12 protein-coding genes and 1 pseudogene are annotated in these 18649 nt (G+C 58.6%); 7 read left to right on the top strand and 6 right to left on the bottom strand.

The features are described from left to right. Positions 1 to 9 precede the first annotated feature (9 nt). On the top strand, positions 10 to 1254 hold the full coding sequence (locus tag GKC41_RS06000) for a carboxylate--amine ligase (protein ID WP_154313388.1): 1245 nt from the start codon (positions 10 to 12) through the stop codon (positions 1252 to 1254). Further along, on the top strand, positions 1251 to 1994 hold the full coding sequence (locus GKC41_RS05995) for an aspartate/glutamate racemase family protein (RefSeq protein ID WP_154313387.1): 744 nt from the start codon (positions 1251 to 1253) through the stop codon (positions 1992 to 1994). The genes GKC41_RS06000 and GKC41_RS05995 overlap by 4 nt, the downstream gene beginning before the upstream one ends. Here GKC41_RS05995 and smc read toward each other — a convergent pair. Continuing rightward, a complete protein-coding gene (gene smc / locus GKC41_RS05990) occupies positions 1927 to 5565 on the bottom strand; it encodes a chromosome segregation protein SMC (protein ID WP_154313386.1) in 3639 nt (1212 codons plus the stop codon). The genes GKC41_RS05995 and smc overlap by 68 nt on opposite strands. After that, positions 5565 to 6986 (bottom strand): bifunctional folylpolyglutamate synthase/dihydrofolate synthase, encoded by a 1422-nt coding sequence (locus GKC41_RS05985; RefSeq protein WP_154313385.1) that lies wholly within the window; start codon positions 6984 to 6986, stop codon positions 5565 to 5567. Before GKC41_RS05985 ends, smc begins: the two co-directional genes overlap by 1 nt. 155 nt (positions 6987 to 7141) lie before the next feature. Here GKC41_RS05985 and GKC41_RS05980 point away from each other — a divergent pair, with 155 nt between their 5' ends. After that, positions 7142 to 8743: an aminopeptidase P family protein gene (locus tag GKC41_RS05980; protein WP_418904392.1), complete on the top strand. Its 1602-nt coding sequence runs from the start codon at positions 7142 to 7144 to the stop codon at positions 8741 to 8743. Between the two features lie 3 nt (positions 8744 to 8746). Next, the gene (locus tag GKC41_RS05975; RefSeq protein WP_154313384.1) at positions 8747 to 9280 is read left to right on the top strand and encodes an NUDIX hydrolase; all 534 of its coding nucleotides are present in this window, start codon (positions 8747 to 8749) and stop codon (positions 9278 to 9280) included. Between the two features lie 385 nt (positions 9281 to 9665). Here GKC41_RS05975 and GKC41_RS05970 read toward each other — a convergent pair whose 3' ends face one another. After that, on the bottom strand, positions 9666 to 10220 hold the full coding sequence (locus GKC41_RS05970) for an SIS domain-containing protein (RefSeq protein ID WP_154313383.1): 555 nt from the start codon (positions 10218 to 10220) through the stop codon (positions 9666 to 9668). 67 nt (positions 10221 to 10287) lie between these two features. After that, positions 10288 to 10773: pseudogene (locus GKC41_RS05965) on the bottom strand (ABC transporter permease subunit); the annotation flags it as partial. An 8-nt stretch (positions 10774 to 10781) separates the two neighbouring features. Between GKC41_RS05965 and GKC41_RS08975 the strand changes: the two are divergent. Then, the gene (locus GKC41_RS08975) at positions 10782 to 11393 is read left to right on the top strand and encodes an ROK family protein (RefSeq protein ID WP_267872853.1); all 612 of its coding nucleotides are present in this window, start codon (positions 10782 to 10784) and stop codon (positions 11391 to 11393) included. Next, positions 11372 to 12064 (top strand): ROK family protein, encoded by a 693-nt coding sequence (locus tag GKC41_RS05960; protein ID WP_267872852.1) that lies wholly within the window; start codon positions 11372 to 11374, stop codon positions 12062 to 12064. Before GKC41_RS08975 ends, GKC41_RS05960 begins: the two co-directional genes overlap by 22 nt. A 52-nt stretch (positions 12065 to 12116) precedes the next feature. On the opposite strand, the gene GKC41_RS05955 is transcribed toward GKC41_RS05960, so the two are convergent. Then, positions 12117 to 13352, bottom strand: a complete 1236-nt coding sequence (locus GKC41_RS05955; RefSeq protein WP_154313382.1) for an ROK family protein — start codon at positions 13350 to 13352, stop codon at positions 12117 to 12119. Positions 13353 to 13527: 175 nt separating this feature from the next. On the opposite strand from GKC41_RS05955, the gene GKC41_RS05950 reads away from it, so the two are divergent. Further along, positions 13528 to 15036: a xylulokinase gene (locus tag GKC41_RS05950; protein ID WP_154313381.1), complete on the top strand. Its 1509-nt coding sequence runs from the start codon at positions 13528 to 13530 to the stop codon at positions 15034 to 15036. A gap of 42 nt (positions 15037 to 15078) precedes the next feature. Here the strand turns inward: GKC41_RS05950 and GKC41_RS05945 are convergent, their stop codons facing one another. After that, positions 15079 to 18219, bottom strand: coding sequence for a glycoside hydrolase family 2 TIM barrel-domain containing protein (locus GKC41_RS05945; protein ID WP_324612064.1), 3141 nt, complete (start codon positions 18217 to 18219; stop codon positions 15079 to 15081). Between the last annotated feature and the right edge of the window lie 430 nt (positions 18220 to 18649).

The raw sequence follows: 18649 nt of genomic DNA, 5'->3' as shown, positions 1-18649 counted from the left end.
TTCAGAAACATGAAAGAATTCCAACCGGTCATACTGGGAACCGACATCAACACCTACGGGATGGCGCGAGCCTTCCACGAGGCCTACGGCCTGGTCTCCACCGCATTCGGCCACTACCAGCTCTCCCCGACCAAATACAGCAAGATCCTGGACCTGCACCTGGTCCACGACTTTACCAATCCCAAGGTCTTCGTGTCCACCCTGAACGAGTGGGCCGACGCTTATCACCGGGACCACCCGGGAGCCACCCTGCTCCTGCTGCCCTGCGGGGACACCTATGCCAACCTGCTGGACGAGTTCGGCGAGCCCCTGCGCGAACGGTTCGTCTTCAACGCCATCGACAAGGAACTGAACCGTTCCCTCTCGCTCAAATCCTCCTTCTACGAGCTCTGCGACCGCTACGACCTGCCCCACCCGAAGACTGTTTCGGTGGATGCCGATGACGTCAAAGCCGGTCGCCACCGCAACCTGCCCTTCGACTACCCGGTGGCCATGAAGCCCGCGGACAGCGACGAGTGGCTGGGCATCGACTTCCCCGGAAGGAAGAAGGCCTTCATCTTCAGCAACCCGGATGAGCTGGACACCATGATCCGCAGGTCCTACCAGGCCGGGTACACCTCTCAGATGGTCATCCAGGACTTCGTGCCCGGGGGCGATGACAACATGAGGGTGCTCAATGCCTACGTGGACCGTCACCACCGGGTGCGCATGATGTTCCTGGGCCATCCCCTGCTGGAGGATCCCGCGCCCGAGGCCGTGGGCAACTACGCGGCCATCATCCCCGACTACAACCAGGACATCTTCGACCGGATCAAGGCCTTCCTTGAGGACATCAAGTACAGCGGGGTGGCCAACTTCGACATGAAGTACGACCCGCGCGACGGCGTCTACAAGCTCTTCGAGATCAATCTGCGCCAGGGCCGCAGCAGCTACGTGGTCACCCTGAACGGCTTCAACCTGGCCCGCTACTTCGTGGACGACCTGGTTCTGGACACCCCCTTCAACGGACGCACCGTCTTCGGCCGGGGGCATCGCCTCTGGATGGAGATCCCCAAGGACATCTTCCGCAAATACTGCGCCGAATCCGAGGACAAGCGACAGGCCATGGCCATGATTCGCCGCGGGGACTGGGGCACCACCCTGGAGTACAGCAAGGACCGCAATTTCAAGCGCTGGCTGCTGATTCGACACATGTTTTCCATCTATAGGCGTCGTTACCGGCGCTACTTCCGTGACAAGAGGACACTGGCATGAGGAACTTCTTCGTCGTCCTGGGCGGCATGGGCACGCTGGCCACCGAGAGTTTCGTACGGGTGCTGGACCGGATGACCGGGGCGCACCGGGACCAGGACTTTCTGGACTACGTGGTCTTCAACCACGCCACCGTGCCCGACCGCACCGAGTTCATCCTGGGCCGCAGCAAGGATGATCCTTTCCCTTATTTGGCCGAGGACGTGCGCCAGGCCACAGCCATGGGAGCCTCCTTCATGGTCATGGCCTGCAACACCGCCCATCAGATTCTGCCCAGGCTCCAGGCCCTGACCCCGGTGCCCATTTTGAGCATGCCCCAGGCCACCATCGACTGGGCAGATCGGCACTATCCTGCGAAATCCCATCCGCGCATGGGGTACATGGGCACCGAGGGGTCCCGCCATGCCGCCATCTACCAGGGCCCGGCCGACAGCGCCGGCTACCGGCTGGTGGACCCGGACCAGGCCCTGCAGGACCGGGTGAGCGCGCTGATCTACGACGATGTCAAGGAAGGGCGACTGGACCGGGACCGCTACCTGAGCGTCCTCCAGGCTTTCCTGAACGACTACCACTGCGATTCGGTCCTGCTGGGCTGCACCGAGCTCTCGGTGCTCAACGAGGCCTACCCCATGCCGCAACTGCCCATCGTGGACTCTCAGGCAGTCCTGGCAGAGGTCACCCTTGATCGGGCTCGGGCTCTTCGCGACCGGAACGATTCGGATCCTTCAGCCGCTGGGAAATGACGGCCGTCACCCCGTCCCCCCTCATGGTGACCCCGTAGAGGGCGTCGGCGATGCCCATGGTCCGCTGCTGGTGGGTGATGATGATCAGCTGGGCATGCTCCCGCAGCTGCTCGAAGGCCTTGAGCAGCCTGGTCAGGTTGACGTCGTCCAGAGCTGCCTCGACCTCGTCCATGACATAGAAGGGGCTGGGTCGGGCCGTGAAGATGGCCAGAAGCAGGGCCAGGGCCGTCAGCGACCGTTCCCCGCCAGAAAGCAGGGAGAGCCGACGGACCTTCTTGCCGGCCGGACTGGCCTCGACCAGAACGCCGGTGGTCAGCAGGTCGTCCGGGTCCTCCAGCCGCAGCCGCCCGCGTCCGCCGGGGAAGAGGGTGGCGAAGATGCGTTCGAAGGCCTGGGCGGTGTCGTCGAAGGCCTCCTTGAAGACCGTGACCATGGTCGAATCCAGATCCTTGACCAGGGCCATCAGATCGTCCCGGGAACCTATTACATCCTGACGCTGCTCGTGCAGGTAGCGGTTGCGGGACTCCAGGGCTTCGTATTCCTCGGTGGCCAGCGGGTTGACCTTGCCCAGGGCGGCCAGGTCCCGCTTGGCCTTGGCCAGCCGCTTCTCCTGCTCACCGCGCCGATAGGGCACTGTTTTGAAGGCCGGCGAATCCCCGTCTTCATCCGTCCCCTCCTGGTCCAGAGGCACCGGATTGCCCTCATCATCCAGGACAGGCACCGGACGGTCTGGACCGTATTCGCGGATCAGTTCCGTCGGCTCCATGCCCAGGTCATCCTGGATGCGCTGGCGCAGACGGCCGTCCTCGCCGGCCAGACGCTCCCGCTCCAGATCCAGACCATGCTCGTCCTGTCGCAGACCGGCCACCTTGGGTTCCAGAGCGTCCCTATCGGCCCGCAGATCGGTCAGCTCCTTGTCATGTGCCGAGGCCTTGGCCCTGAGCTGATCTCGGCGGCGGGCCGTATGGTCCATCCTGCCCTTGATCAGCTGGGCCAGCAGGTCGGCCCTGAGCGCAATCAGCCCCAGGGAGGCCATGCCTGCCCTGCGACGACGGTTCTCCTCGCCTATCCGCTGCCGATGACGTTCGGCCTGGTCGGCCTGATCCCGCAGCAGATCAATCTGCCGCAGCAGGGAGGCGTGCCGCCGGTCGGTCTCGGTCCAGGTCAGTTTGGCCTCCATCTCGGCCGTGCGGGCCTGGTCCAGGGCCGTCTCCAATTCATGTTGCCGCTCTTCCATGCCCTCCGGGTCATCAGGATCAGACCCCCCGTCCTCCTGGGCTCGGGCCAGGCCGGCCCTGAGATCCTCCAGTTTGAGTTCGTGGGTGCGCACCTGGTCACGCACCTGGGTCAGCCGGTCTTCCAAATCCTTGACCCCTGCCTGGGCCCGATCCGATTCCTTGCGGGCTGCTGCCAGCTCCCGGGCGGCCTGCTCGGCCTTGACCCGGGCCTCGGTGCACTGGTTGCGCGCCTCCTGCAGCTTCTTCTCAGCCTGCTCAAGAACGGAATGGGCCGCATCCATCTGCGGCTGCAATGCCTTGGATTCCTCCTGTAGGGCCTCCACCTGTGCCAGGGCCTTATCCCTGCGTGCGGTCAGCGCCAGATCACTGGTGGCCGGGGCGGAACCGCCCACAGCACCCACCCGGTCGTAGAGGTCGCCCAAGCGGGTCAACGCCTGCTGCCATCCATCCTTCAGGGCACGTCGGGCCTGATCAGTGTCATCAACGGCAGCTGTGGAGGCCAGCAGACTGCGGACAGCATCCAGCACTCCCTGGGCCCGGTCAGAATCGGCAGGATGATCACGCAGGGCCACCAGGTCGGCGGCCGACCGCCAGGGGCCATCGCCCGGCTTTACACCTGCCCCCTCGAGCGGGCCTGATGCCGAAATCAGTGCAGCACGTCCCAGACGGTCCCGGCGCGCCCGCTCCAGGGTCTGATCGACTGTCTGGCCATCCTTGGCCACCAGGGCCGAAGCATAGTCGTGCAGGGCCTGGGCCAAGGGCTCCTCCCAACCCTCCTCTACGCGGACGAAGTCGGTCAGCTGACCCAGCAGGGCCGGATCCCCGGCCTGGGACAAGGCCTCGCCAGCGCCACGATGGTCCAGCGTGTCCGCCAGGGCGTCGGCCTTGGCCTGGGCCGAGATGGCATCGGACTGGATGCGACGTTCGTGCTCCTGGAGGTCGTTGAGTCTGCTGCGGGCCTGGTCCCTGACCTGACCTGCCTGATCCAGGGCCTGTCTGCCGTCCTGGTCGGGGCTTTCCTCCTGGCTATCCAGGTCGCGTACCCGGTTTCTGGCCCGCTCCAAGCCCTCCCTGAGCTGATCCTGCTGGCGGATCAGGTCACGCTCGCGCTGCCTGGAAAGTTCCAGAGCCGATTCCTCCTTGGCCACCAGCTGCGCCAGGTCCCCCAACCGAGCCTGTCGCTTTCTGGCCGCCTGCCGCAGCTCGGTCATGGTCTGCCGGTGAGCGGCCAGCCGCCGCTCAAGATCCGCACGGGCTTGAACGCAGCCATCCAGGGCGATCCGGTCGGCTCCGACCTGGCCCTCCTCCTGGTCGGCCTGGCCCCTGAGTTCGTCGGCCCGCCGCCTGAGCACCCCGGGATCCTGCCCCTGGTCGGCCACCATGCCGGCCTCCAGCGAACGGCTGCGCTCCCTGGCCAAGGATGCCAGGGACCCGGCCCGCTCACCCAGCTTGGTCAGGTCGTTCCACTGCTGGTTGACCGCATCCAGGGCCGGACTGGACTGCCGATCCAGCCCCTCCAGCTGTTCGATGCGCAGCTTGACCCTGGTCAGCTCCTCCTGCCCCCGGGCCAGCTGCCCACGGGTCTGAACCATCCGCGAGTGCAGATCCTCCAGCTTCTTTTGCGAGGTCAGGGCGTCGTCGGCATGGATGCGGGCCTGGGCGTCCCGCAGGCTGACCTGGATCATGTCGGCCCGGCGGGAGACCTTGGCCTGTCGGCCCAGCGGGCCCAGCTGCCGATGAATTTCGCCGATCAGGTCATCCAGGCGGGACAGGTTGGCCTCGGTGTTGGCCAGCTTGTGCAGGGCCCGCTCCTTACGCTTGCGGTGCTTGAGGATGCCGGCCGCCTCCTCGATGAAGGCCCGATGGCCGGCCGGATCAGCCCGCAGGATGGCATCCAGCCGCCCCTGACCGACGATGACGTGCATCTGCTGGCCCAGCCCGGTGTCGCTGAGCAGCTCCTGGATGTCCAGCAGGCGGCAGTCTGATCCGTTGATGGCGTATTCGGACCCGCCGTTGCGGTAGATGGTCCGGCTGATGGTGACCTCGGTGTAGTCGATGTCCAAGGTCCGGTCGGTGTTGTCGATGGTCAGGGTGACCTGCGCCCGGCCCAGCGGCGGCCTGGAGGAGGTGCCTGCGAAGATGACGTCCTCCATGGATCCGCCGCGCAGGCTCTTGGCCCCCTGCTCGCCCATGACCCAGGCCAGGGCGTCGACGATGTTCGATTTGCCTGATCCGTTGGGGCCCACCACAGCGGTGATGCCCGGCTCGAAACGCAGGGTGGTGGCCGAGGCGAAGGACTTGAAGCCCTTGAGGGTCAGCTCCTTGAGATACATCAGGCGCGCTCCGCCTTAGGTTTGGCCAAGTCAGGATTGGGACGCTCGGCCAGCAGGGTGCGGGCGTCGCCGGCGGTGACGAAGCTGCCGCAGATCAGCACCCCCCGGCCATAGCCCACGCCAGTCTGGTCCTCACTGTCGACCATGTCAACGGCCGTCTGGATGGCATCGGGCATCCGGTCGCGCCGGACCACCCGGTCTGGCCCGAATACCCTCACGGCGACCCGCTCCAGATCCTCGGCCGGCATGACCCGGCCCTTCCAGGAGTTCTCGGTGACCACGACGCTGTCCAGCACGGGCTCCAACAGGCCCAGGTAGTCCTCCACCTGCTTGTCGGCCATCATGGAGATCACGCCCACCAGCTGCTTGAAGTCGTAGTTCTCCTCGATGGCCGAGCGCAGGGACTGGGCCGCGTTCAGGTTGTGCCCGCCATCGATGATGATGGTGGGCGAAGTGCGCACCTGCTCGATCCGTCCGGGGATGCGCACCTGGCTCAAGGCCTCGGCCACCAGATCCTGGTCCAGGGCCCCGTTGACGGGGATGACGGTCTCGGCCGCCGCCAAGGCCGCCAGGGCGTTGTGGGCCTGGTGCTCGCCGAACTTGTCGATGGGCACATCCTCGTAGAGTCCCTGGGGCGTGCGCAAGGTGGCCACCTGACCGCCAACTGCGGGCATGCGGGAGACCACCTCCAGCTCGTTGCCATCCCTCAACAGTGTGGGGGCGCCCTGCTCGCGCACGGCCTGCTCGATGATGGGCATGACGGCATCCTCATGGGGCTGGGCGCCGACGATGACCGTGGACTTGGGCTTGATGATCCCGGCCTTCTCCCCTGCTATCTGCTCGACCGTATCCCCCAGCCACTGCATATGGTCCATGTCCACCGGCCCGATGATGGAGGCATCGCCATCGAGGACGTTGGTGGCATCCCAGCGGCCGCCCATCCCCACCTCGACAATGGCCACATCCACGGGGGCGTCGGCGAAGGCCCAGACAGCCATAGCGGTCAGGACCTCGAAGAAGCTCATGGGAGCCCTGCCCTGCTGGGCGAAGCGGTCATCCACCATGGCGATGAAATCCTCGATCTGCTGGTAAAGGTCTACGAAGTCCTCGTCTGAAAGCTCCTTGCCGTCGATGGCGATCCGCTCGTTGATCCGCTCCAGGTGGGGCGATGTATAGAGCCCGGTGCGCAGACCATAGGCCCGCACCAGGGCCTCGGCCATCCGCGCCGTGGACCCCTTACCGTTGGTCCCGGTGACGTGGATGACCCGGAAGCTGTGCTCGGGGTGGCCCAGCAGGTCCAGCATCATCCCCATCCTATCCAAGTCCAGATTTGGGCTGTCATGTTCGGCGGGACGCGACATGATGGCCCGCTCGACATCGCGAATATTCTGACCCTTGCTGTTGGGGTGTTCGAATGACATATTCTGCCTGCGCCTCCTGCTGGCTGTGGATGCTTCCCGCCCATTCTATGCGCGACCGGCCCCGATTGAAGGCCGAAACAGCCGACTGTCACATCGGCCGAACGCACTACCATGGAACCAACATAGTCAGAACCGGAATTTCAAGGAGGCTGGACGTGACCGCATCCGCTCATGAGCATCTACAAGGAGACACCGATCCCAAGAACGTGGACCTGGATGAGCAGAATATGGAGGACCGGGTGAACAACCGCACCCTGCGCCCCAACTCCCCCGCCTTCCAGAAGTTCATGACCACCGGCTGGCAGGCCCAGGAGCCTCAAATCGAGCCGCTGGAGTCCAGCAAATACACCGAGCGCCGTCTGCGTGAACTGGGTAAACGCTTCCCTGGCGAACGCCTGGTCATCCCCGCAGGATCCTACAAGACCCGTAACAACGACAACGATTACGCCTTCCGCCCAGACACCACCTTCGCCTACTACACGGGACTGGGCGAGGACTATGAACCCGGAGCCATCCTGGTCCTGGACCCGGTGGACCCTGACAGTCCAGAGGCCGCCAAGGGCCTGACCCATACCCCTGAGCTCTTCGTCCATCCCCGGGCCGATCAGTCCACTCGCGACTACTACCGGTCCGCCCAGTACGGGGAGTACTGGGTGGGTCCCCGGGCCGGGCTGCGGGAGCTGGCCGTCATGACCGGCATCCCCACCAAGGACATCGCCTCCTTCCCTGATGCCATCGCCAAGGATCTGGGACCGGACCAGGGTGCGGTCAAGATGCGGGTGATCCGCACTGCTGACCAGGAGGTCCTGAACCAGGTTGAGGCCGCCCGCAAGGCCAACGGCATCGGTGGTCCGGACCGCAATGAGGAAGCCGACGACAAGCTTGAAGAGTTCACCTCCGAGGCCCGCATGATCAAGGACGACTACGAGGTGGGCGAGATGCGCAAGGCCATCGCCGCCACCAAGGACGGGTTCGACCGGATTCTGACCCACCTGCCCCAGGTGGTGGGCAAACCCCGCTCCGAGCGGATGCTGGAAGGCGTTTTCAATGCCAACGCCCGCGAGAAGGGCAACGACGTGGGCTACGGTTCCATCATCGCCTCGGGCAAGCACGCCCCCATCCTGCACTGGATGCGCAATGACGGAACCGTTCAGAAGGGCGACCTGCTCCTGATCGACGCCGGCGTGGAGGTCAACAGCCTCTACACGGCCGACATCACCCGCACCTTCCCCGTAGGCGGTACCTTCAGCCCCCTGCAGAAGCGGATCTACCAGACCGTGCTCAAGGCCCAGCAGGCCGGCTTCGAGGCCGCCAAGCCCGGGGCCACCTACTCGGACATCCACCATGCCGTCATGCGTGTGCTGGCTGAAACCCTGCACGAGTGGGGCATCCTCAAGGTCAGCGTAGAGGAATCCCTCTCCCCCCAGGGCCAGCAACACCGCCGCTGGCACGCCTGCGGCTGCGCCCACCACCTGGGTCTGGATGTGCACGACTGCGCGGAGGCCCGGTACGAGTCCTACCAGGGCGCACCCATCGCCCCTGGGATGATCTTCACCATCGAGCCCGGACTCTACTTCAAGGAGAACGACCTGCTGGTGCCCCCGGAGTTCCGCGGCATCGGCGTGCGCGTGGAGGACGACGTGCTCATGACCGAGCAGGGACCCCAGTGGCTGTCTGCAGGCATCCCCAAGACCGTGGAAGAGGTGGAGGCCTGGATGGCCCAGCGGGCTGCTCTGGCCGACCCGGACCGGGACTGATGTATGCCCACCCCTGACTTCGTGCTCGAACTGCGCCGGTCCATAGGCCATGACTTGCTCTGGCTGAACGGCGTGACGGCCTTCGTCAGTGACGACCGGGGCCGCGTCCTGCTGGGTCGGCGCTCGGACACCGGCCAGTGGGCCCTGGTCTACGGGATCAACGAACCGGGCGAGGACCCGGCAGACACCGTGGCCCGTGAGGTCAAGGAGGAGACCGGGGTGGATGTGATCGTCACCGACCTGGCGGCGGTCACATCCTCCCGGGAGGTGGTCACCTACGCCAACGGTGACCGGACCATGTACATGGACCATCTGTTCATCTGCCGGCCCGACCCTGGCGGCAATGCCGATCCCTTTGTGGGTGACGAGGAGAGCCTGTCAGTCGGCTGGTTCGACCCCGATCAACTTCCGGCCCCACTGGCCCAGACCACTGTGGAACGCATGGCCCGGGCTCGAACCTATCTGAAGCGCCTGCAGGGCGGAGATGCCCACGCCCTCTTCGTCTTCAAAGGGCTGGAGAGACCAACCGCCGACTAGTACTGCAACAATCTGGTATTAACTGTCTCTGCCTTAACCACCTAGACAAAGGCGGTTCTACCGCATACAGGGGCTCTAGGTGCGAATAGCAGCTAACCCACTGTTTCGTCCTGAACTCGTTCCTCAGCAACAAACTTTTGAACACTGCAAACCAGTCTCGTCTCGGGGGATGAGGGGCAACTTCAGGTCTTCACGCAGCCGGTGGAAAATCGGAATACTATTGACAACTGCAGGAGAACATTAGGACAACAATCTTTCCCCATGAAAAACCCGGCCTCCAGGACCGATTATTCATCAAAGGAATGCCCTAGATGAATATTCTCAGATTGCCGGAGCAACCTGAAATTCAGATAAAGACCGGGTAAATCATTAGAGATTGGAGAAATTACTCGTAGTTCCTATGTCGCTTCGTCATTGATGAGTAACTTATGCCTTCTTCCTTGTGTATTTCGTAGACAAGAGAATCAAAGAATACCCATGACGCTGTTTCCCACAAAGTTCCCATCGGTTGTAGGGAGGGAACCAAGTCACCCTGACCTTTGAATACGGTTGCCGGGATGAAGATAGTCAAATCTGCTACAGATGCGGCCGTACTCCCAGGAACGCCGGTGCAACAAACGACTGAAGCGCCCGCGTCCTTGGCTAGGCGGGCAATTGTGAGGAGATGCGCAATCTCTCCAGATCCACAGGTAAAGACAAATAAATCACCAGGTCCAAGAGCCGGTGCCGTGTCATCCCATACCCAATGGCTGTCAAAGCCCAGATGCATCAAGCGCATACAGAAAGCCCTACAGGTCAATCCCTCACGACCTACTCCAGCACAAACAATATGCCGTGCTTTCTTAAGCATTTGAATGAAAGAGTCGACATTCGCGTAATCCATACTATCAAAAGTCTGTTTTAGTTCATCAAGTATTGACTCTGTCTGCTCGCTGTCCATTGTCATTTCATTATCCAATCATTTTCCGATGATTCTTCGATGTTCGATGTCACCGAAGCGAACCCTTCTACTTGACCTTTTGAGTGTGCTTTGCTCTGAGCTCCAGAGCTCTGCTAATGACCATGACTATGATCAGAGCAGAACCCCAGGCCAAATTTTTAACAAAAGGCGAGAAGTTCAAAATGGTAAACCCTGTTTGCAAGACCTGAAGCATAATGACCGCTAAAAGCAGATTGCTGAATTTGCCCCTTCCACCGAATGGATCAAATCCTGCCAGCACAACAACAAGCAGAGCCTGCAACAGGTACGTGCCTCCGAAGCCAACACGAGCCGAATTAACCCTGGCTACCATGACAAAAGCAGCCAATCCTACGAATATACCTGAAAGAGCATAGGTAAGTATCAAGGTACGGTTCACTCTGTGACCAGAAAAAAGCGATGCAACAGGGTTTGAACCATATGAGTATAATTCACGGCCGTAACGCATGCGACTCGTGATCCAGCCAATGATGCCATAGCTCACCAAGCCAATCAGGAAAACTACGGGAATGCCCAGTTATTATGCGCAACGTAGCAGCAAGCAAGAAGAACGTCTTGAATACAGCAGGCAGGACCAGCCTGCACAACCACAATCTTGCAATAATCGCCAAAGCTGTAATAACCGGTTCGCTTCCTGATCCTTCTCGCGCGTATCTGGCAAAAATTACAGGCTTAAATCGGTCGACACTCTCGCGTCTTGTCGAGCAGCTCATCGCGTACGGGATTATCCGGGAACTGGACTCGAAAAACATAGGTTCTGGGCGGCCAGCCGTCCCCTTGGCTCCGGCTCTGCACACTTATGCATCGATAGGCGTGGATATTATGAGAGACTCCATAGAGGCCTCTGTCGTCGACCTGTCAGGTCAAATACTCGCACAACAATATCTGCAGACCGAAACAGAAGAGGCAGCTAAAACACTTGTTTTGGTTGGACGCATAATCAGTGATCTGCATGAAAGGGCAAGAAATGCAGATCTGATTGTGGTCGATGTCACCGCAGCTCTGCACGGTTACTTCGATAGGAACGGTACACATCTTCTCAGCAGTCCGACTCTTGGATGGACCGACGTTGACCTCGCTCGTTCCCTTCATATAGGTCGCGAAAAAAGTACATGCCGGCAATTTCATTTTTAAATTCGGCGGACGCCGGGGCATATGCTGAAAACTACCTCAGGAATAAACATGGTGAACCGCTATCCGACTTTCTCTATGTCTCAGGAGGCTCAGGCATCGATGCCGCGTTGATGAAGAACGGTTCATTTGATGCAGGTTATCACGGTTGGGCAGGAGAACTCGGCCACGTGTATGTTGCTGAAGGCACTAATGTATGTTCATGTGGAAACACCGGTTGCCTTGAATCATTTGCCGGGCAGAATGCCATAATGGCGGCGTCAGGTTTTTCCCAGGACAGCCCCATAGGCAATTTGTTTGCCGCCCTGATGCGAAACGAAACCCGGGCCAGCAAAGCCGTGGCGAGCGCCGCCGACTACTTGGGTTTAGCTTTGGCTGATTTCGTCAATATATGCGATGTACCGACGATCGTCTTGGACGGGTTGTATTCGAAACTGTTTGAGTACTTGAAAGAACCACTTCTTCTGAAGCTCTCCAAACGCGTGCTTTCGTCAAAATGGGCCAAAATCAACGTTTTGAAGTCAATTTCAACGAGCAATTCCGTCGCGTTCGGGGCAGCATGGAAAGGTATAACAAAATTTATCGATACACCGTCACGTTGGAAGAAACAAATCAAGAACAAACTCAATTATTATCCGATCACCGACACCCCATCCGTCACCTTGAGCGAATAACCCATCATGATCAAACAGGTACATCGGCCATAAACACCTGTCTTGACCATACTTAGTTGTCAAAGAATCCCAAAGGGTTGTCGATGAATTTACGCAGCCCGACAGAGGCTGCACCCCGCAGGGCCGGATAGGCAGACAGGCTGGGCATGAGCACCCTTACCGGTGCGGCGTTCCTGCCCAGGGTCAACCGATTGATCCGTTCCTGCAGGCGTTGTGTAAGATCTCTTCCGAGATTAGGCCAGAAACCGCCCAAGATAACGGCATCCACATCTACAATATTTATAGCTGTGACGATGACCGAGATCATGGCGTCCAAGCCTCTGTCGATAGCTTCGACGGCTTTGTCGTCTCCTTGCTGCCAGCGTCTGTAGAGCTCGTTTATCGCCCAAGTGGAAACAGCCTCGGCCCCAGATGCGATGCCCGCAGCTTCGACCAGGGCCCTGCGACCGGCATAGGTCTCCAAACATCCACGCCGCCCGCACCGGCAAGTGGGACCGTTCAGATCCACAGAAGCGTGCCCTAGCTCACCTGCAAAACCATGATCGCCCACTTCGACGGTACCCCCTCGAACCACAGCACCTCCAATACCGATATCCGTGGAAATGTATAGAAAAGAATCAGTCGGCGAAAGAAGGTCATTCCCCCCACCTGCTGTTCGTTGAGTCGCAAATCCCGGAATCTGGGCCAAGGCCGCCAACCGGGCCTCATTGCCCGCCACGGGGTTTAGTCGACGAACTAAGGCGAATCGGGAAAGGTCGATTCGCTCCCATCCTAGGTTTCGAGCCATGAGCAACTGCATATCGCCAGTGACCAAGCCAGGAAGGGCAAGACCAGAGCCCACCAATTTATAGTTATCCTCGCGGAGTCTGCCTTCAATGGGCTTTGCCAAGGCATCCAGGCTGGCAAAGACCTTTTCAGGATCAGCTTCACGCATATCGTCATCGATCCAAGCTGAATCAATCAGCGTTCCATCTAGATCCAGAGCCAGACACCCATAACCATCGGTATTGATCTGCAGGCCCATGCCGGCCCATCGCCCATGGGCGATGGATAGAGGTGTGCTTGGACGACCGTAACTGGTCTGTGTCGTCCCCGGCTCCCCCTCCCCTATAACCTTGTTCTTCAAGAGAAGTGCGCTCAGCAGGGACATTGTAGCTTTGGTCAACCCGGTCGTTTTGGCCAAATCAGCTCTGCTCAGCGCTGACGGAGAACGTAGAATGGTATTGATGATGACCGAAAGGTTGTGATTTCTCAGATCGTCCTGATTGATTGAACGCAAGGTAACCATAAATCGACCTTCTTAAAATTGACGTCTATCGTGGACGGCAGGAACAAACAGACCGTTTTTTAGTATTCCACCTGCCATTGTCAATGTCATCCAGCAATACTTAGTTCATTCATCTAATGATTAGGGTAGGATGGCATAAGAATCGCAATACATCTGCTCGAGCAAGGAGGCGGCCATGGATAGAGTGCTGGTGGCAGGAGTTGATACATCGACGCAATCCTGCAAAGTAAGGGTCACGGATGCCAGGACGGGACAAATGGTTCGTTTCGGCAAGGCATCACATCCCGATGGGACCAGCATCGACCCGCAAGCATGGTGGACTGCCTTTAGAAAGGCGGCCCAAGAGGCTGGCGGTCTTGACGATATCTCCGCCATCTCAGTGGGCGGTCAGCAACACGGCATGGTCCTACTGGACGATACCGGCCGGGTCATTCGCGATGCCCTGCTTTGGAATGACACCCGTTCTGCAGCTGACGCCGAGGAGCTGATCATCCGCCTGGGCCGACCTCCTAAAGAAAGCGGAACCGAATCGGACCTGGATGCTGATCCGAATATGCGCGGTAGACAGCGCTGGGTCAGAGCGGTCGGTTCTTCTCCAGTCGCCTCTTTAACCATCACCAAAGTGAACTGGGTTAGTCGTAACGAACCCGAAAACGCCAATAAAATCGCTGCCATCTGCCTTCCCCATGACTGGTTGAGTTGGGCCATTGCCGGACATGGGCCTGCCGCCGCGAAGGGTGATGACGCACACCTGGCTGACCTCTTCACGGACCGGTCGGACGCATCCGGCACCGGTTACTTCAACTCAGCAACCGACACTTATCGGCGCGATCTCCTCAGCATGGCCCTTCCTGACGGAATGGCTGAGAAGGTCATCCTTCCCAAGGTCCTGGGGCCATATCAGGTCGGCGCCAAGGCCGATCCTCGAATCGCAGGCAAGAAGGTACCCGGCGGATGCATCATCGCACCTGGCGGGGGCGATAATGCCATGACCGCTCTCGGGCTGTCAATGCGAGTAGGGGACGTCTCGATCTCTCTGGGCACTTCCGGAGTTGCCGCCGCCATCAGCCCTGTTCCCGCATATGATATGAGCGCATCAGTCACAGGTTTCGCTGATGCCACTGGGCACTGGCTCCCCCTGGCATGCACAATCAACGCCTCTAGAATTCTTGACGCCGGCCGTGCAGCCATGGGCGTTGATTACGATGGCCTGGCAGATCTTGCAGACCAGTCAGAACCAGGAGCCGGCGGCATCACCTTAATCCCCTATTTTGATGGCGAGCGCACCCCCAACCGTCCGGATGCCAGGGCCAGCATCAATGGACTGAGCTTGGAAAATACAAACAGGCAGAACCTGGCTCGCGCCTTTATTGAAGGTCTTCTCTGTTCACAACGCGACTGCCTGGAATTGCTGAAACATCTCGGCACCGAAGTCAGGCGAATCCTCCTGGTCGGCGGAGGGGCAAAGTCCAAGGCAGTCAGGGCATATGCACCTCAGATTCTGGGCATGGATGTGGAGTTGCCACAAATCGATGAGTACGTCGCCATCGGAGCAGCACGTCAGGCAGCCTGGACCTTGTTCGGTCAGGATCAGCCCCCCGTCTGGCCAGTGAATATTGAAGAAATACTATCGGGACAGCCTCAGGACCAGGTATATCAGCAATACAGGAACTGGCGAAAATGAACCAGGATGGAGAGCAATTCCTCTCCATCCTGGTTCACGGATCTAGTGTGATTGGACCCTTAGATGCAGTCCGAAGGTGATCTCGGACTCATTCATTTGATAGGCAGGAGCCAAATCAGGTCCGCAACTATTGGAGCCGACACCTGCAGTTGCATAATCCAGGCAAAGCACAGTGGAACCGCATTCCTGCAGCTCATAGTCGTGACCTTTTTCAGTCAGCTCCTCTTGGGTATATGGGGAGCAGCTAAAGGAGATGGGAGTGTCTCCAACGACCTCCAAAGCCGACCAGCCATCCTCGACCATTAGATAATCACAACCGAAATGCGAACCGTTCTCTTGTGGGCGCAGATAGTGTTCAACCATGCCTTCCACAGTATTTGAGAAAACGCCATAGTGGCTGGCCTGATGCATGTCCCTATAGCTCTCGTAGGGCCCATATCCACAATATGTGACTTTGTCCATGGTCCTGGGGAGGAAGAGGCGTATGCCAAACCTTGGCAGTACAGGGAATTCGGAATCCTTGTGGAAGCTCAACCCAAGATCCAAACCTCCTAGACAATCAAAGGACCATGTAGCCTGGATACTTCCCAAGGGTTGGATGCTCGGCGACACCAGGGACAAGTCAGTGCGAATCGTGGTAATGTCTCTGTCCTCATCAATATTCAGAACAGATTCATACGCCCTGGTCACAGTCCTGTCGTACTGAGCCCTGATCCACTCCTGCTTAATGATGGCGTCGTTGTCTGTTGGAGCCCTCCAGACATTGACTTGGGTGGGAGCTGTCAGAAGCTGTCGATTGGCTACAATTGCAGTATCAAGCATGCCGGTACGCTTGTTGAAGACATATCGCCAGTCATCCCCCTCCACTTCAATCGTGCCTGCGTTTTCCTTGGTCATAGGCCGGACGACATCTTGTCGGTTGTTTCGGTGCTCTTCTAAAATGAATCCAGCCACACTGTTGCGCCGTTCATCCAGACCCAGCGCTGCCGCATTCAACTCATCGAACCCCAGTAAATGTCCCCGACGAAGGTTCCGGTCCTCTTTCTTCAAGGCATAGGAAACCAAGAGCGTCACTCTTCCACGGTCGGGCCATTTTATTGGAGGAAGCTTGACCTTGCCCTCCTGATGAGGAGCGATGTGCAGATCATCTTCGGCATTCTCCGACAATCCACCAGTAAGAACCGGTTCGCCATCCCTGAGCACGGTCCAATACAGGGTCAGGTACTCATCCAAATAAATAAAGTCCAGGTAATTATGCAGACGAATTGTTTCATCTGCCGGATTAAAATCAACTACCCGAGCTGGACGAAAGACATTCTTGAACTCTTCCAAACCAGTATGGGGATGCCGATCAGGGTACACCAAACCATCCATGCAGAAGTTGCCATCGTTCGGGTACTCGTCGTGATCACCGCCATAGGTGTAGACCTGTCGACCATCTCTTGACCGTCCCTGATCAATGGCATGGTCAGCCCACTCCCAAACGCATCCACCAAGAATTCCCGGCTGCTCCTGGAAAACACGGAAGTAGTCCTCAAGATCGCCAGGCCCCAATCCCATGGCATGACAGAATTCGCACAGGAAGTACGGTCGCCTGCCTCCGTCCCCGTCATCCCCGTGAGAGCTGACGCCATGGGGACCCTCAGAAGTGAAATACTCCTTGATCTGACGGATTGAGGGGTACATTCTGGAAGTGATATCCAGATTGGAATAGTCAAGGTCTGTCCTGGGTGAGCCGTGGATTGCCGATTCGTAGTGGGTGAGTCGCGAGGGGTCGCGCTGTTTAGTCCAGGCCAAAGCCGCTTCAATTCCACATCCGTACCCACTCTCGTTGCCCATGGACCAGATGATGATCGAGGGGTGATTCTTATCACGCTCCAGACTGCGCTGGGCCCTATCAAGGATAGACTGGGTAAAATTGGGATCGTCGGCTATCTTGCCGTTCCAATAGTCGGGTTCCTTCCAGCCGGGACCATGATAGAGGTATTCGATTCCATGTGTCTCCAGGTCTGCTTCAGCCACCAGGTAGAAGCCCATCTGGTCAAAGAGTGAGTAGTACTGCGGCGCATTAGGATAGTGAGAAGTGCGGATGGCGTTGACATTATGCTCTTTCATCAGAACCAAGTCGCGCATGATTTGATCTTGATCAATGGCAAATCCCGTCCGGGGATCTCCATCGTGCCGGTTCACACCATGAATCTTGATGGGCGAGCCGTTGACCTTGACCACCTGGCCTTCGACGCTAACAGATCGCAGTCCAATGTAGTCGGTAATGACCTCGTCGGGATCCTCCATGGACGTCCCCACGGCATCGCCCTTGTAGTAGAGCTCCAACCTGTAAAGCTGCGGGTCTTCGGCATTCCACAAACGGGGATGGTCGATTTCCATTCGCAGACATGATTGATTTTCGCCCCCACTGGCCCTGCTTTCAGCGATCTTCGAACCTGCTGAGTCCACGATCCTGCCCATGACAGACGGTTTTGCCGACTGTCCAGTAGCCGCTATATCAAGATCCACAGTGACACAGGCTCGGGAGTTGTCCTGCTTCAGATTAGTGTGAACGAAGTAATCCCGGATGCGGCTTTCAGGTCGACGCAGGATATAGACATCCCTGAAGATGCCGCTCATCCTGAACTTATCCTGGTCTTCCAGATAACTGCCATCACACCACTTGAGCACCAGAACTGCGAGACGGTTGCGCCCCGGTTTCAGTTTTTTGGTTATATCGAATTCACTGGTGCAATGGGATACCTGGCTGTATCCCACAAGCTCACCATTCATCCAAAGATAAAAGCAGGAATCCACCCCATCGAAGTTAAGCAGAGCACGCGGGGCCCTGGCAACAGGCTGATATTCGAAAGTCCGCAGGTAGATCCCGCATGGATTGTCCTGAGGGACATACGGGGGTTCAAAGGGGAAAGGATACCTGGTGTTCGTGTACTGGGGATTGTCATACCCTTGTGTCTGCCAGACTCCAGGCACAGTAATAGGCTTGAACACCCCATGACCGGCATCATCCTCGGGGTTGAAGTCCTCCTGGTAAAAAACAGGTTCACCAGCCTCCTGGGCAGAGGTTACCTCAGCATCAAGATCATAAAGACTGCGATAATAACGAAAATCCCAGTCACCGTCCAGATCCAGGAAACGATCCGACTCTCTCCTCCTGTCACCCCTGGAATCCATCGGCCCTGAGGCTGGGATGAAGTAGGAACGATTGGGTTCAGTCCCCACATGTAGTCTGGAAGGGTCCTCATAGTAGCGTGGAATAAACATAAAGCCTCATCCTCATCGGTGATCCACAGGTTCAGGTCCTGTCGGTTGCCAGGTGCTTGGGTTCGAACCAGGCCGACGCTACGCCAGCATGTATTCAAGCCCTAGGCACCTGACCAAGTTTATCCGTCAAAAGATATCTCGGCCTTGCGTTTCCAAAAGTAACCTCGAAACATCCCGAATCTATCAAAGACAAATTCGCGATGACCCAGGAAATATCATCAGAGAACCTTTCACACCTTCACCGAATGCTCGGTTTACCTAGAGATCTGCATATTCCTCATTTCAGTTCTGCTGTATTGCATCAGGGACAATTCCTTCAACTTCAGGCGATCGGACACCA

Origin of the sequence: Bifidobacterium asteroides (assembly GCF_009683175.1) — a bacterium.
Classification (GTDB): Bacteria; Actinomycetota; Actinomycetes; order Actinomycetales; family Bifidobacteriaceae; genus Bombiscardovia; species Bombiscardovia asteroides_H.
This window is presented reverse-complemented; position numbering and strand designations above follow the sequence as displayed.